General features: G+C 66.7%; 18 protein-coding genes and 1 riboswitch. Of the genes, 12 read left to right on the forward strand and 6 right to left on the reverse strand.

Annotation, left to right across the window (positions count from 1 at the left end):
- Positions 1-4: 4 nt before the first annotated feature.
- Positions 5-589 (reverse strand): nitroreductase family protein, encoded by a 585-nt coding sequence (locus AC0ZJQ_RS05790; RefSeq protein WP_476477477.1) that lies wholly within the window; start codon positions 587-589, stop codon positions 5-7.
- Between the two features lie 151 nt (positions 590-740).
- Between AC0ZJQ_RS05790 and AC0ZJQ_RS05795 the strand changes: the two genes are divergently transcribed.
- Positions 741-1,130 (forward strand): GFA family protein, encoded by a 390-nt coding sequence (locus AC0ZJQ_RS05795; RefSeq protein ID WP_476477478.1) that lies wholly within the window; start codon positions 741-743, stop codon positions 1,128-1,130.
- A 17-nt stretch (positions 1,131-1,147) separates the two neighbouring features.
- Here AC0ZJQ_RS05795 and AC0ZJQ_RS05800 read toward each other — a convergent pair whose 3' ends face one another.
- The 4 genes from AC0ZJQ_RS05800 to AC0ZJQ_RS05815 form a co-directional block, all read right to left on the reverse strand.
- Positions 1,148-1,624, reverse strand: a complete 477-nt coding sequence (locus AC0ZJQ_RS05800; protein ID WP_476477479.1) for a VOC family protein — start codon at positions 1,622-1,624, stop codon at positions 1,148-1,150.
- A 113-nt stretch (positions 1,625-1,737) separates the two neighbouring features.
- Positions 1,738-2,703: a ribonuclease Z gene (locus AC0ZJQ_RS05805; RefSeq protein WP_476477480.1), complete on the reverse strand. Its 966-nt coding sequence runs from the start codon at positions 2,701-2,703 to the stop codon at positions 1,738-1,740.
- A gap of 116 nt (positions 2,704-2,819) precedes the next feature.
- Positions 2,820-3,242, reverse strand: a complete 423-nt coding sequence (locus AC0ZJQ_RS05810; protein ID WP_003286946.1) for a VOC family protein — start codon at positions 3,240-3,242, stop codon at positions 2,820-2,822.
- Between the two features lie 170 nt (positions 3,243-3,412).
- Positions 3,413-3,967, reverse strand: a complete 555-nt coding sequence (locus tag AC0ZJQ_RS05815; RefSeq protein WP_476477481.1) for a COG3904 family protein — start codon at positions 3,965-3,967, stop codon at positions 3,413-3,415.
- A 128-nt stretch (positions 3,968-4,095) separates the two neighbouring features.
- Between AC0ZJQ_RS05815 and AC0ZJQ_RS05820 the strand changes: the two genes are divergently transcribed.
- The 11 genes from AC0ZJQ_RS05820 (at position 4,096) to AC0ZJQ_RS05870 (ending at position 12,616) form a co-directional block, all read left to right on the forward strand.
- Positions 4,096-4,224: a hypothetical protein gene (locus AC0ZJQ_RS05820; protein WP_256055287.1), complete on the forward strand. Its 129-nt coding sequence runs from the start codon at positions 4,096-4,098 to the stop codon at positions 4,222-4,224.
- 266 nt (positions 4,225-4,490) lie between these two features.
- A complete protein-coding gene (locus AC0ZJQ_RS05825) occupies positions 4,491-5,582 on the forward strand; it encodes a 3-deoxy-7-phosphoheptulonate synthase (protein ID WP_237264652.1) in 1,092 nt (363 codons plus the stop codon).
- Positions 5,583-5,765: 183 nt separating this feature from the next.
- Positions 5,766-6,437, forward strand: coding sequence for a DNA-3-methyladenine glycosylase I (locus AC0ZJQ_RS05830; RefSeq protein ID WP_102827370.1), 672 nt, complete (start codon positions 5,766-5,768; stop codon positions 6,435-6,437).
- A gap of 58 nt (positions 6,438-6,495) precedes the next feature.
- Positions 6,496-6,861: a DUF2946 domain-containing protein gene (locus tag AC0ZJQ_RS05835; protein WP_102827369.1), complete on the forward strand. Its 366-nt coding sequence runs from the start codon at positions 6,496-6,498 to the stop codon at positions 6,859-6,861.
- A gap of 106 nt (positions 6,862-6,967) precedes the next feature.
- Positions 6,968-7,522, forward strand: a complete 555-nt coding sequence (locus tag AC0ZJQ_RS05840; protein ID WP_102827368.1) for a putative natural product biosynthesis protein — start codon at positions 6,968-6,970, stop codon at positions 7,520-7,522.
- A gap of 295 nt (positions 7,523-7,817) precedes the next feature.
- Positions 7,818-7,997, forward strand: a complete 180-nt coding sequence (gene cydP / locus AC0ZJQ_RS05845) for a cytochrome oxidase putative small subunit CydP (protein ID WP_003286939.1) — start codon at positions 7,818-7,820, stop codon at positions 7,995-7,997.
- The gene (locus AC0ZJQ_RS05850) at positions 7,994-9,577 is read left to right on the forward strand and encodes a cytochrome ubiquinol oxidase subunit I (protein WP_476477482.1); all 1,584 of its coding nucleotides are present in this window, start codon (positions 7,994-7,996) and stop codon (positions 9,575-9,577) included. The genes cydP and AC0ZJQ_RS05850 overlap by 4 nt, the downstream gene beginning before the upstream one ends.
- 11 nt (positions 9,578-9,588) lie before the next feature.
- Positions 9,589-10,884 carry a cytochrome d ubiquinol oxidase subunit II gene (gene cydB / locus AC0ZJQ_RS05855; RefSeq protein ID WP_476477483.1) on the forward strand — a complete coding sequence of 432 codons (1,296 nt, stop codon included), beginning with the start codon at positions 9,589-9,591 and terminating at the stop codon, positions 10,882-10,884.
- A complete protein-coding gene (locus AC0ZJQ_RS05860; protein WP_476477484.1) occupies positions 10,881-11,177 on the forward strand; it encodes a cyd operon YbgE family protein in 297 nt (98 codons plus the stop codon). The genes cydB and AC0ZJQ_RS05860 overlap by 4 nt, the downstream gene beginning before the upstream one ends.
- A 223-nt stretch (positions 11,178-11,400) precedes the next feature.
- Positions 11,401-12,018: a C40 family peptidase gene (locus AC0ZJQ_RS05865; protein ID WP_476477485.1), complete on the forward strand. Its 618-nt coding sequence runs from the start codon at positions 11,401-11,403 to the stop codon at positions 12,016-12,018.
- A 79-nt stretch (positions 12,019-12,097) separates the two neighbouring features.
- Positions 12,098-12,616: a C40 family peptidase gene (locus tag AC0ZJQ_RS05870; RefSeq protein WP_301620066.1), complete on the forward strand. Its 519-nt coding sequence runs from the start codon at positions 12,098-12,100 to the stop codon at positions 12,614-12,616.
- Between the two features lie 6 nt (positions 12,617-12,622).
- Here the strand turns inward: AC0ZJQ_RS05870 and AC0ZJQ_RS05875 are convergent, their stop codons facing one another.
- Positions 12,623-13,426 (reverse strand): metallophosphoesterase family protein, encoded by an 804-nt coding sequence (locus AC0ZJQ_RS05875; protein ID WP_301620067.1) that lies wholly within the window; start codon positions 13,424-13,426, stop codon positions 12,623-12,625.
- 152 nt (positions 13,427-13,578) lie between these two features.
- A riboswitch (cobalamin riboswitch) is annotated at positions 13,579-13,792 on the forward strand.
- The last annotated feature ends 94 nt before the right edge of the window (positions 13,793-13,886 follow it).

Below are 13,886 nucleotides of genomic sequence, written 5' to 3' on the forward strand. Positions count from 1 at the left end.
CCGCTCAGGCCATCGGCCCCTCGAACACCCAGCCCGCCTGCGAATTGCGGTCGCTGGCCTGCTCGCGGGCCTGCAGCGCTTCGGGCAGGGCGCTGGCGTCGCCGCGCTGGCCGATGGCGACGAAGGCGTGGATCGCCACATTCGCCGGCAGCTGGAGATAGCGCCGCGCGCGCTCGGCATCGAAACCGCCCATCGCGTGAGTGGCCAGCCCCATGTCGTAGGCTTGCATGGCGAGGCTCATCCAGGCTGCGCCGGTATCGAAGGCATGGCTGGGGAAGGGCTGTTGCGCGCCTTCGGCATCCGTGCGGGTGCTTTGCGACAGCACCGCCACCAGTGCACCGGCATGCCGCGCCCAGGCCTGATTGGCCGGCACCAGCAGGGCGACGAATTCCTCGAAGCGCGGCGTGCCGGCGAGCGCGTAGCAGAAACGCCACGGCTGGAAGTTGTAGGCCGAGGGCGCCCACCGGGCCGCCTCGAACAGCGAGCGCATCTGCGCTTCGCTCAAGGGCTGGCCGTCGAAGGCGCGCGGCGACCAGCGCGCGGTGAAGGGCGAGGCGATGGGATGCTGGGCCTGGCGTGCGTTGCTCATGGATGCTCCTGGCAAAGGGTGGAAAAGCCGATTTAACCGGCGAAACCCGTCCGTTGCCAGCACCGCACGGTTCGCGATGGCCGGCTCGGGTGCAATCCGCCCGGCGAGTGCTAGCGTTTACGGCTGACTCACGCGACTGCAGGAGCGCGGCATGGATCAGTTCACCGGCGGCTGCCTGTGCGGCAGCGTGCGCATCGTGGCCTCTGGGCGGCCCTATCGGGTCGGCCTGTGCCATTGCCTCGATTGCCGCAAGCACCACGGCGCGCTGTTCTACGCCGCGGCGATCTTTCCGCAGGCGGCGGTGAGCATCACGGGCGAGACGCATGAGTACGCTGGTCGGCATTTCTGCCCGCGCTGCGGCTCGTCGGTGTTCGCCCGTAGCGCCGACGAGATCGAAGTGAGCCTTGGCGCACTCGATGCGCCCGATCAGCTGAGGCCCACCTACGAAAGCTGGACGCTGCGCCGCGAAGCCTGGCTGCCGGCGTTCCCGCTCGCGCATCGCTACGCACGCGATCGTGACGGCAGCTGGCGCGAGGAATAGCGGGGTGGCCGCGTCGGTCAACCGGCCAGCGCGGCCTCGATGGCGGCGATGTCGATCTTCCTCATCTCCATCATCGCCTCGAACGCGCGCCGAGCGGCGGCACCATCCGGATGGGCGATGGCGGCCGTCAGTGCGCGCGGCGTGATCTGCCACGACAGTCCCCAGCGGTCCTTGCACCAGCCGCATGCGCTTTCCTGACCGTCATTGTCGACGATGGCGTGCCACAGACGGTCCGTTTCCGCCTGGTCGTCGGTGGCCACCTGGAACGAGAACGCCTCGCTGTGCGGGAACGCCGGCCCGCCGTTCAGCCCCAGGCAGGGAATGCCCATCACGGTGAACTCGACCGTCAGCACATCGCCCTGTTTGCCCGCCGGATAGTCCGCCGGCGCGCGATAGACGGTGCCGACAGCGCTGTCGGGAAACGTCCTGGCATAGAAGGTCGCAGCCTCCAGCGCGCTGCCGTCGTACCACAGGCAAATCCGGTTCTTGCTCATGTCGGTTCTCCGGGAAGGCGTTATCGATGCGTCGCCACAGCCTAGCCCCGCATCGATCGCAGAGCCCGACGGCGGCGAACAACCCGATGAACGAGCCGCCGGATGGGCGCCGCTCAGGTCGGCTCCAGCTCGTGCAGAACGCCATCCTTGCCCAGGCGCAGCCGCAGGAAGTCCCGCGCCAGAAACAGCTGGCCGTGATACGCGGCGGCCGCTTCCTGGCGGATCTCCTCGATGGAGTGCCCGCGCTGCGAGCCGGGCTGGTAGCGCGCGCTGAAGTGCGTCAGCACCAGGTTCGGCACCTCGGCCTGCTGCGCGAAGGCCGCTACCTGAGCGGCGCTGCTGTGGCCGAAGGTATTGCCGCTGGTTTCGACCAGCGTCTGGCTATACGTCGCTTCGTGCACCAGCACCTGAGCGCCGCGGCAGGCCTCGGCAAGCAGCGGCGGACGGTCGTTGTCGCCGCCAATGACGACGCGCCGCGGCGCGCGGGTGAAGCTCAGGTAGTCCTCACTGCGCAGCGTTCGACCTTCATGTTCGAGGTCGAAGCCGCGTGCCAGCTGCCCCCAGAGCGGGCCGCGCGGAACGCCGTCGCGCTCCAGCCGCTCGATGTTCAAGCGCGGGTCCGGGCGCGCCTCGGTGAAGCTGTAGCCGTAGCAGGGCACGCGATGGGACAGCGCGGTTGCCGCGACGCGCATGTTCAGGCTGCGCCACTCGCCGAGGTTTTCGACCGCATGGAAGGTCAGCTCGTAGCCCAGCCAGGCGTGGCTCATGCGCAGCGTCGCCTGCAGCCAGTCGGCGATGCCTTCCGGGGCGATGATCTCCAGCGGGTGCCGGCGGCCCATCATGCCGGCGCTGGCGAGCAGGCCGGGCAGGCCGTAGCAATGGTCGCCATGGACATGGGTGATGAAGATCGCGCGCAGGTCGTGCAGCGACAGCGGCATGCGCAGCAGGCGGTGCTGCGTGCCTTCGCCGCAGTCGATCAGGTACCAGGCCTTGCCGGCGTCCTCCTGCAGGGCCAGGCCGGTGACGTTGCGCGCCCGGGTGGGCGTGCCGGAGGAGGTGCCGAGAAAGACCAGATCCACAGCGCGTGCGCTCCTCGATTCACGGGGCGGCCGGAGGCCGGCGACGGACAGGGGCCATCGCGACGCGCAGTCTATGCGCCTGCGCCGGTGACGCAAGTCTCACCGGCATGTCGGCCTCAGGGGTGTTCGCAGTTGACCATCCAGGACACGCCGAAGCGATCGGTGAACATGCCGAAGCGTTCGGCCCAGAAGGTCTTTTCCATCGGCATGACGACCTGGCCGCCGGCAGACAGCCCAGCGAACAGGCGCTCGCCCTCGGCCACGCTGTCGGGATGCAGGCTGATCGAGCAGCCCTTGATGCCCTCGTACGTGCCGCTGCCGCAGTCCATGCCGGGCATGGTGTCGGACGCCATCAGCCGGTAGTCATCGAGCGTCAGACAGACGTGCATGATCCGTTCGCGATGCTCGGCGGGAAAGTGCTCGGCTTCGGGTGCCTGGGCGAAGGTCATCATCTCCAGCGTGCCGCCCAGCACCTGCTGGTAGAAAGTGAAGGCTTCGCGGGCCTGACCGTCGAAGGTGAGGTAGGTGGAAAGTTTCATGTCACGCTCCTTGGCGCAATCGTTCGGAGGAGCCGGTTCGCGCGGGCTCGTTCGTGGGACTGGAAAAAGCCTAGACGGACCTGCGGCGATTGCCGCCGGCTCCGATCACCGGTCGAACGCTGGCCCTGCGCAGCGGCAGCCTGGCGGGGTTTTCGGCTGGAGACGACGGATCACTTGAGGCGGTAGCGCGCCAGATCGTGTGGTTTGAGCATGCGTAGCTGCCCGGGGTTGAGCAGTTGTATGTCGAGCGCCAGCAGCGGGTCGACGCCCATGTCGCGCAGGTAGTTCTGCGGCGTGCGGCGCGGCAGCTGGCCGACCGCCAGCGCCGATTCGCCGCTGGGTAGATAGGGCCGCTGCAGCGCGACGTGGCCACGCACGGTGCGCTGCTGGCCCGCGGCCAGCAGGTAGATGCAACTGCCCTGGCAGATCGCATCGGGCGGCACCAGCGCGTCGAAGCCGGTTTCGCGCAGCAGGTAGCCCATGCGCATCGCCTCGGGCGTGCTGCCGCCGATGTTGTCGAGGATCAGCAGCTTGCGCGCGTACTTGCCGGGATGCGCGGCGATGCCGCGCAGCAGCGCCTGATAGTCGCCGGGAGCGACCTGCTCGGTGACGCGCGCGACGAGAACCTTGCCCTGGGTCTGATGCTCCACGGGCATGACCTCCACCTGCGCCGAAACGCAGCCGGCATACAGGGCGAAGGCGCAGAGCAGGGCGGGACGGAGCATGTGACGGGCGTTCCTGGCGTGACGGAGGTGGCGAAGATACCGATCACGCGCGGTTTCGCCTACCGGAACACGCAGGTTGAAACCTGCCGTGACGCTGGAGTATGGTTCGGACACTTCTGGAGATAAGCATGCCGCTCAGCCTCGACCGTTCTGCCCTCGCTCATACCGCCGCCGCTCGCGTCGCGGTGCTGCGTGCGCGGCTGGTCGTCGCTGCCGGTTATTACTTTGGGTACTGGTTTAGCCACGGGCGCGCCTGATACCCCACAGGCGCCCTAGCAAGCAGGGTCGCCACCAGACAGTTTTCGAACCCCCGGTCGGCCACCCGACCGGGGGTTTTGTTTTTTCGGCCGCCAACGGCCCAACGTCACGAGGAATGCAGCATGACCACTTACTACCGCACCGATCGTTATTACCGCTACGACTGGCGATTTAGCCGCTTCGACGCCTGCCTGACACCACTCGAACGAACACACGACTAGCGCCGTCGCGGCCTTGCCGCGCCGGCAGAAGGAATCGCCCGATCATGAATGCATCCGCCACTGCCCAGAACGCCGCCCTCCCACTCGCCCTTGGCGACTGCGCGGCCGACCCACTCCCTCCCCGCCGCAGCGCCCAGCCGTTGCCCAGCCCGGCCGTACTGCGCCAGCGCTTGCCGCTGAGCGACACGCTCGCCGCCCGTATCCAGACCGATCGCAACGCCATCCGCGCCGTCCTCGATGGCCATGACCCGCGCCTGCTGGTGGTGGTCGGCCCCTGCTCACTGCACGATCCGGCCGCGGCGCTGGAATACGCCGAACGCCTGGCCGAGCTGGCGCGCGAGCTCGACGACCAGTTGCTGCTGGTGATGCGCACCTACGTGGAAAAGCCGCGCACCACGGTCGGCTGGAAAGGGCTGGTCTACGATCCGCATCTGGACGGTAGCGGCGACATGGCCGAAGGCCTGCGGCTGTCGCGTCGGTTGATGCTGGACATCCTGGCCTGCGGCCTGCCGATCGCCAGCGAATTGCTGCAACCGCTGGCCGCCGGCTACTTCGACGATCTGCTGGGCTGGGCCGCCATCGGTGCGCGCACCAGCGAGTCGCAGATTCACCGCGAACTGGTCAGTGGTCTGGATCTGCCGGTGGGCTTCAAGAACGGCACCGAAGGCAGCCTGGGCATCGCCTGTGACGCCATGCGTTCAGCGGAACATCCGCATCAGCACTTCGGCATCGACGATCTCGGCCATCCGGCGTTGCTGCAGACGCGCGGCAATCCGGACACCCATCTGGTGCTGCGCGGCGGCCACGCTGCGCCCAACTACGACGCGGGCAGTGTCGGCGCCGCTCGCCGCGCACTGGAAAAGCAGGGCATCGCGCCGCGCATCATGGTCGATTGCAGCCATGCCAACAGCGGCAAGGACCCGCTGCGCCAGCCGGCGGTGCTCGACAGCGTGCTGAGCCAGCGCCTGGCCGGCGACACCAGCCTGCGTGGGGTGATGCTGGAGAGCCATCTGTTCGACGGCTGCCAGCCGCTTTCCGGCGAGCTGCGCTACGGCGTCTCGATCACCGATGGCTGCCTGGGCTGGAGCGGAACCGCACAACTGTTGCGCGAGGCCGCCGGGCGGCTGCGCGACTGAGGTCTGGCGGGCGCTCACGGTGGAAAATCCCTTCGCGAGTTTTCCACCCTACGGCGCAGCGGATGCTTTGTCGGCGGGCAATTTCGGCGCGCCTGGTTCGCCCGGCGGCTGGATGCTCCAGTTGCAGCCGCTCACTATCCTCGGCACCCTTTGCCGTCGCTTGCCCAACCGAAAGGCCCATCCATGCATGACTACAAATGGCTGCACGAATACTGCCTCAACCGCTTCGGCTCGGCGGCGGCGCTGGAAGCGCGTCTGCCGCAACCGAGCAGTGCCGAGGCGTTGCGCGCGGTAGCCGACGACCGCTATCTGTCGCTGATCGCCCTGCGCATCTTCCGCGCCGGGCTCAAGCACAGCCTGGTGGATGCGAAGTGGCCCGCTTTCGAGCAGGCGTTCTTCGGCTTCGATCCGCACAAGGTGGTGCTGATGGGCGGCGAGCACATCGAGCGGTTGATGCAGAACACCCAGCTGATTCGTCATCTGGGCAAGCTCAAGAGCGTGCCGCGCAATGCCCAGTTCGTCCTCGACGTGGCGAAGGAGAAGGGCAGTTTCGGCAACCTGCTCGCCGACTGGCCGGGCAGCGACATCGTCGGTCTGTGGCGCTACCTGGCGCGGCACGGCAGCCAGCTCGGTGGGGTCTCCGCGCCGCGTCTGTTGCGCATGGCCGGCAAGGACACCTTCGTGCCGAGTACCGATGTGGTGGCCGCGCTCAAGGCGCAGGGCATCATCGACAAGGCACCCACCAGCCAGCGCGACCAAGCCGCGATGCAGGCCGCTTTCAATCAGTGGCAGGCCGAAAGCGGTCGGCCGCTGTGTCATCTCTCGGCGATGCTGGCGTACACCGTCAACCACTGAGGCGGTTGCGACGGTTTGGCGCAGCCGGGCCGGCGGGCGGTGGTGCTAAAGTCGAAACATGACCATCGTCAAGAATTACCGCCAGCTGATCGGCTGCCTGCTGCTGGTCAGCCTGCTGTTCAACGGCTTCGCCTGCAGCCTGCAGCATGCCTCGCACGTCGGCTTCGAACTGGCGATGGGGCAGGGGCTGTTCTGCCTCAGCGACGATGGCGACTTCGCGCCGGGCGACCTTGGCGGCGATCCCGTCGCCGCCCTGACACTGCCGTTCGATTGCCCGCTGTGCAGCTCATTGTTCGTCGCGCTTGTTGCGCTGTTCGGACTGATCTGGCCCGGTCGGCGCACGCCGCTCAGCATTCCGCTGCGGCGCGCCGAGCGTCTCGGACCGCGGCATCACTGGCCCACGCTCAACCCTCGCGCGCCCTGAATCGTCCTGACTGACCACTGAACCGCCCGGCCGCAGCCTTCTGTGCGCTACGGGGTGGGCCTCTGCCGGCGCGAGCTGGCGGCACCTCAGCTCAGGACCATTCAGCATGACCGTGATGGAACGCTTCACCCGCACCGAGAATCGCGCCAGCCCCTGGCTGCCGTTCCCGGACTATCCCAGCAATGCCCGTAACTTCGTGCACCTGGACGCCAAGCTGCTGCCGTACTGGCACGCCCTGTTCGATGTCTGCCCGCGGCTGCTCAAGCTCGACCCACCGGACGGCCTGACACTCTTTCGCGACTTCATGACCTGGGCCTATCGGTGCCAGCTCGCGCTCGACTGGACCTTCCATCTGAGCGCCTGCCGCTGGCTGCTGACCTCGCGTTACCGCGAGCGGATCGACGCCGAGGATATCGAGGCGATGATGCTGGCCGCGGCGGCGCGCTGGGCCGGGACCGATGACAGCGCCGCGCTGGGCATCGTGCTGGGCTGGCAGGGCAGCGCCGACAGGGTGTTCGACTGGAAGCCCCGCGTGCAACGCAGCGCCCGCATTCTTCCGGCCGAGCTGGAAGAGCTGCCGCCGCCGCCCTGGGATTTCGCCTGGAGCCCGCTTTCGAGCACCGCCGGCAACGGTTTTCGCCGCTGGTTGCGGGTGCCGTGAGCGCGACAGTCTGCCGCGCTGGCCGTCCGTGCGGCGCTGAATCCGAGGCTCGTCGGGGAATCCTCGCCCGCCGAGCTTGCCAACAGCGCTGCGCGTTGCACGCCAGGGGCTACGCTGAACAAGCGAGACGGCAAGCACCAGGGCGCCGCAACGCCCGGAGCCTGAGGCAAGCCGTCGCAGTTGTGAGCGCTCCGGTGGAGCGGGACACTGCTTCCGTCTCGCATGGTGCAGGGTTTGCGGCTATGCCGCTGCCCGCCGTCATCGAGACAGTCGGCGCATAAGCAGGGAGGAATGCATGTTCAAGTCATCGCTACGGCGAGACATCGTGCTGGTGCTGCTGGTCAAGATCGCGATCCTCATAAGCATAAAAAACATCTGGTTCGATGCTCCCAGCATTCCCGAGAACGGTTCGGCGCGGGTCGCCGAGCATTTGCTTGATAAGCGGGATGCCAATCCCGAGGGAGGGCCGAGATGATCTCGGAAAACGTTGTAGATCTGTCACGCCTGCAATTCGCCATGACGGCGATGTATCACTTTCTCTTCGTGCCGCTGACCCTGGGGCTGGCGTTCCTGCTGGCCATCATGGAGTCGGTCTATGTGATGACCGGCAAGCAGGTCTATCAGGACATGGTGAAGTTCTGGGGCAAGCTGTTCGGCATCAACTTCGCTCTGGGCGTCACCACCGGACTGACCATGGAGTTTCAGTTCGGCACCAACTGGGCCTACTACAGCCATTACGTCGGTGACATCTTCGGCGCGCCGCTGGCCATCGAAGGGCTGATGGCGTTCTTCCTCGAATCGACCTTCATTGGCCTGTTCTTCTTCGGCTGGGATCGGCTCACCAAGGTGCAGCACCTCGCCGTGACCTGGCTGGTGGCGCTGGGCTCGAACCTCTCGGCGCTGTGGATTCTGATCGCCAACGGCTGGATGCAGAACCCGGTCGGCTCGGAGTTCAATTTCGAGACCATGCGCATGGAGTTGGTGGACTTCGGCGCGCTGCTGTTCAACCCGGTGGCGCAGGTCAAGTTCGTCCATACCGTGTCGGCCGGCTATGTCACCGGGGCGATCTTCGTGCTGGCGATCTCCTCCTTCTATCTGCTGAAGAAGCGTGACCTCGGCTTCGCCCGCCGCTCGTTCGCCATCGCCGCGGTATTCGGCCTGGCGTCGACGATCTCGGTGATCATCCTCGGCGATGAATCCGGCTACGAGATCGGCGATGTGCAGAAGACCAAGCTCGCGGCCATCGAGGCCGAATGGGAAACCCATCCGGCGCCGGCGGGCTTCACCCTCTTCGGCCTGCCGGATCAGGAGGCACAGCGCACCGACTACGCGGTGAAGATTCCCTACGTGCTGGGGCTGATCGCCACCCGCTCGGTGGACGAGGAGGTCAAGGGCATCAAGGACCTGATCGCCGAGCATGAACTACGCATCCGTAACGGCATGCTCGCCTACGCGCGGCTGCAGGTGCTGCGCGGCGGCGACACCTCGGAGCAGGCCAAGGCCGCCTTCAACGAGGTGAAGGACGATCTGGGCTACGGCCTGCTGCTGAAGAAGTACACGCCCGACGTGGTGGATGCCAGCGACGAGCAGATCAGGCTGGCCGCACTGGACACCATTCCCGATGTGTTCAGCCTGTTCTGGACGTTCCGCGTGATGGTCGCCTCGGGCTTCCTCATGCTTGTGCTGTTCGCCCTGGCAAGCTGGGCCTCGATCAAGCGCAACGCCGAGCGCAAGCCGTGGTTGCTGAAATTCGCGCTGTTCAGCCTGCCGCTGCCGTGGGTCGCGGCGCAGACCGGCTGGTACGTCGCCGAGCATGGCCGTCAGCCCTGGTCGATCGCCGAGGTGTTGCCGACCCACCTGTCCACCTCGACGCTGGCGGCGGGGGATATCTGGGGTTCGCTGATCGCGCTGGTGGCGTTCTACAGCCTGCTGCTGGTGGTGGAGATGTTCCTGATGATCCGCTTCGCGCGGCTCGGCCCGAGCAGCCTGCACACCGGCCGTTATCACTTCGAGCAGGGCGCGGCCGCAGCGGCTCACGTCCCGTCGCACGCCTGAGGGAAACCACCATGTTCGATTACGAAGTACTCAAGCTGGTCTGGTGGGTGCTGATCGGCGTGCTGCTGATCGGCTTCGCTCTCACCGATGGCTTCGATATGGGCGCCATGGCGCTGATGCCCTTCGTCGGCAAGACCGACCACGAGCGGCGCGCGGCGATCAACACCATCGCGCCGCACTGGGATGGCAACCAGGTGTGGTTCATCACCGCCGGCGGTGCGCTGTTCGCCGCCTGGCCGATGGTCTATGCGGTGGCGTTCTCCGGGCTGTACTGGGCGATGCTGCTGGTGCTGTTCGCGCTGTTCTGCCGGCCGGTGGGCTTCGACTACCGCAGCAAGGTCGAAGATCCACGCTGGCGCAGTGCCTGGGACTGGGCGCTGTTCGTCGGCGGCGCGGTGCCGGCGCTGGTGTTCGGTGTGGCGTTCGGCAACCTGTTCCTCGGCCTGCCGTTCCAGCTCGACGAGCTGATGCGCTCCAGCTACCACGGCTCGTTCTTCACGCTGCTCAACCCCTTCGCGCTGCTGTGCGGTATCGTCAGTCTGAGCATGCTCTGCGCGCATGGCGGGGCCTGGCTGATGCTGCGCACCGATGGCGCGCTGGGCGAGCGTTCGCGCCAGGCGACGCGCCTGTGCGCGCTGGTGTTCCTGCTTGGCTTCGTCGCCGCCGGGGTTTGGCTGGCGCTGGGCATCCAGGGCTTCACCCAGGTGTCGATCACCGATCCCGGTGCTGCGCTCAATCCGCTGCTGCACAAGCAGGTGGCGCAGGACAATGCCGGCTGGCTGGGCAACTACGGTCGCTATCCGATCACGCTGATCGCGCCGCTGGCCGGCATCCTCGGGGCGCTGCTGGCGCTGTTCGGTGCGAGCCGCAACAGTGGCGGGCTGAGCTTCCTCGGCACCAGCCTGATGATCGTCGGGGCTATCTGCACGGCGGGCTTCGCGCTGTTCCCCTTCGTCTTTCCGTCGAGCCTGGACCCGGCATCGAGCCTGACCATGTGGGATGCGGTGTCGAGCCGCAAGACGCTGGGCATCATGTTTGTCGTGGCCTGCATCTTCGTGCCGCTGATCCTTTGCTACACGCTGTGGAGCTACATCCGCATGTGGGGCCGGATCAATCAGAAGACGATCGAAGCGAACCCTCACGGCCTGTATAGAAAACGCGCGAGCGGGCCGTCGCGCCCGCTTCGCCTGGGAGAAATGACGATGTGGTACTTCACCTGGATTCTCGGTGTGTTGCTGGCGTGCAGCTTCGGCATCATCAATGCGCTCTGGCTCGAAGCCACGCAGGACCTGGACGCCGAGCCGTGACCAACATAGGTGCTGGACGGCTCTACGGGACGGCCAGTCGCACGCTGTCGTTGCTGCTGGCCGCGCCGCTGGCGCTGGTGCTGTTGATTCATCCGGCCGCGATGCTGGGCGGGCAGGGCGGTTATAGCCATCCGCAGCTGATGCTGGTGATGTGGGGCGTCAGCGCCGGTTTTGTGCATGGGGTCGGTTTCGTGCCGCGCTTGTGGCTGTGGCGCTGGCTGCTGGGGCCGCTGGTTGGCTGGCCGTTGCTGGCGCTGGGGTATTCCATTCTGCTTGCGCCCGCTCTGGGCTGAACCTCGGATACGGGCGTGCAAGCGCCGCTGCCAGGCATTCGCGGCGCGTGCCACGGCGGAAAACGATGCGTTTTCCAGCGGCTGACGGCCGGCTTTTTGGCGAGGGGCGGTCAGACGTTTTGCCGCAGCGGATTCGTCACATTTCGGGCAATTGAATTTGCGCATCGAGGCGATTGAAGGCATAGTCGCCGGCACTTTCAATTTCCCCGACACGGTCGTGCCCATGCGCAAACGCTTCGCACCCCTCGTGCCTCTCGCACTCATCGCCCTGCTGACGGCCTGCGCCGGTCAGCAGACCCAGCCGGACACCGCCTACACTTCTGCCCCGAGCGGCCAGGTTTTCGATCAGGCTGCCATCGACTTCGACACCGTCGAACCGGGCGAGCAGGAATTCTCCGACGACACCGCCTACCAGCTGCCGCAACTGGCCGACAGCATCCTCGAACGCGGTTTCACCCTGGTTGGCACGCCGTATCGTTACGGCGGTAACTCGGTGAAGACCGGCTTCGATTGCAGTGGCTTCGTCGGTTTTCTGTTCCGCAAGGAAGCCGGGCTCGAGCTGCCGCGTTCGACCCGCGAGCTGATCAACCTCGACGCGCCGGTGGTCAAGCGTAGCGAGCTGGAGCCGGGCGACGTGGTGTTCTTCAACAACCGTGGTCGCGGTCGTGTCACCCACGCCGGCATCTACATCGGCGACGACCGCTTCATCCATTCCTCCAGCAGCCGCAGCGGCGGCGTGCGGGTCGACAGCCTGGACGACAAGTACTGGCGGGCCAGCTACATGGAGGCCAAGCGGGTATTGGCGCTCGCGCCGATGGAACATACCACCGCACATAACTGATCGACCGATCTCGCCGCGGGGTTGCGCAACGCCCCGCGTGCCGGCAGAGTGACACTTCGACCGCCAGGATCGCTCTGCCATGCCCTTTCCGGCTCGCCTCTCGCTGCTTGTCCTGACCGCGCTGCTGACTGCCTGCGCCGGTCGTGCGCCCACTCCTGAAATCACCGCGCCGTCCGTGCAAGCCGCCTCGCCGGTGGCCGAGGATGTGCTGTTCAGCGCGCTCGGGCTGGTCGGTACGCCTTATCGCTACGGCGGCAATACACCCGATAGCGGCTTCGATTGCAGCGGCCTGATCGGCTACGTCTACCGTGGCGCGGCGGGCGTGGCGCTGCCGCGAACCACCGTGGAAATGAGCCGCATGCGCTCGGCCAATGTCGGTCGTGACGCGCTGCAGGCCGGCGATCTGCTGTTCTTCGCCACCGATGGCGGGCGCCGCGTCAGCCATGCCGGTATCTACGTCGGCGAAGGGCGCTTCGTCCATGCCCCGTCGTCCGGCGGCACGGTCCGCCTCGATAGCCTGGGCAACCGCTACTGGGCCAAGACCTATCTCGGTGCCAAGCGCGTCCTCGAGGAGGAGCGACTGGCGCGCAATCCGTGACGCGGCTTACCAGCCCAGGGTGAAGTGCGAAGCGGGTATGAAGCGCCCGTCGGAGAAATCCCAGCGTTCGACGCAGACCCCTTTCTCGGCTCCGGTCTGCAGCTTCAGCCGGTTCAGCGAATTCGGCGAGGTGCCGCGCAGGCGTGTCGACAGTGTGGTGCCGGCCTGCACCATCCAGATTTCCCGGGTCAGGCCCGGATACTGCCGCGACAGCGGTAGCACGTAGGGCAGGTGGATGTGCCCGCCCATCACCAGATCCAGTCCGTGCTCCGCCCAGCATTGCAGCGCGGGTGCGGCGCCGTGCTGCAGGTTGCGCAGATCGCTCTCCACCATCGCGCCGAACGGCTGATGCGCCACCACGATGCGCAGCTTGGCCGGGTCGCTGGCGGCCAGCCGTCGCGCCACCGCTTCCACCTGATGCGGGGTGACGCGACCGTCCTTGTGCCGCCGCGGATGAGTGGTGTTCAGCCCGATCACCAGCATCCGCTCGTCCTCGAGCACCGGTTCCAACTGCTCGCCGAAGTAGCGACGGTAATTGCCGTAGGGACTGAACAGGCGCGCCGCGAGGTTGTACAGCGGGATGTCGTGATTGCCCGGGATCACCAGGCTGCGGCCCACGCCGTCGGCCTCCAGCCGCCGCACCATGGCCTGCGCCGCGGCGAACTGGGCGCGGCGTGCGCGCTGGGTGATGTCGCCGGAAAACACCAGTAGATCGGCGCGATGCTCGCGTACATGCTGTTCGAGGGCCTCGACCACCGCGGGCTGTTCGGTGCCGAAGTGGGTGTCGGAGATCTGCACGATGCTGGTCATGGGGCGCTGTCGTCGGTCCTGGCGAATGGAGGGCATTGTGGCATTCGAAGCCGTTCGCCGTCCGCCGTTCCAGGCCGATGCGTCCAATCTGCAAGCAGAGTTTGCTGCTGACTGCGACATGTTCGCGATTGCGTCCCTTCCGGCCTTGGACTAACCTGCGCGTCGCTTCAGGTGCCCCCTGACTTGGTCAGGAGGTGAAACAGGGAAGCCGGTCCAGTCGCAATGACGATTCCGGCGCTGCCCCCGCAACGGTAGGCGAGTCGAGAAACCGCAACGGCCACTGTGCTCACGCACGGGAAGGCGCGGTTTCGGGATGCCAGGCATCCGCTCGCAAGCCCGGAGACCGGCCTGTCGCATTTCACTGACAGTGCGGCGGGCGCTGAGCGGGTGCGTACCTTCGGGTGCCTCCTTCCTGCGGGTTCTGCCGTCTGTCTCCAGCGACTTTTGGTCGTGCGGGTGG

It is taken from the genome of Stutzerimonas sp. 21-1, assembly GCF_056336065.1.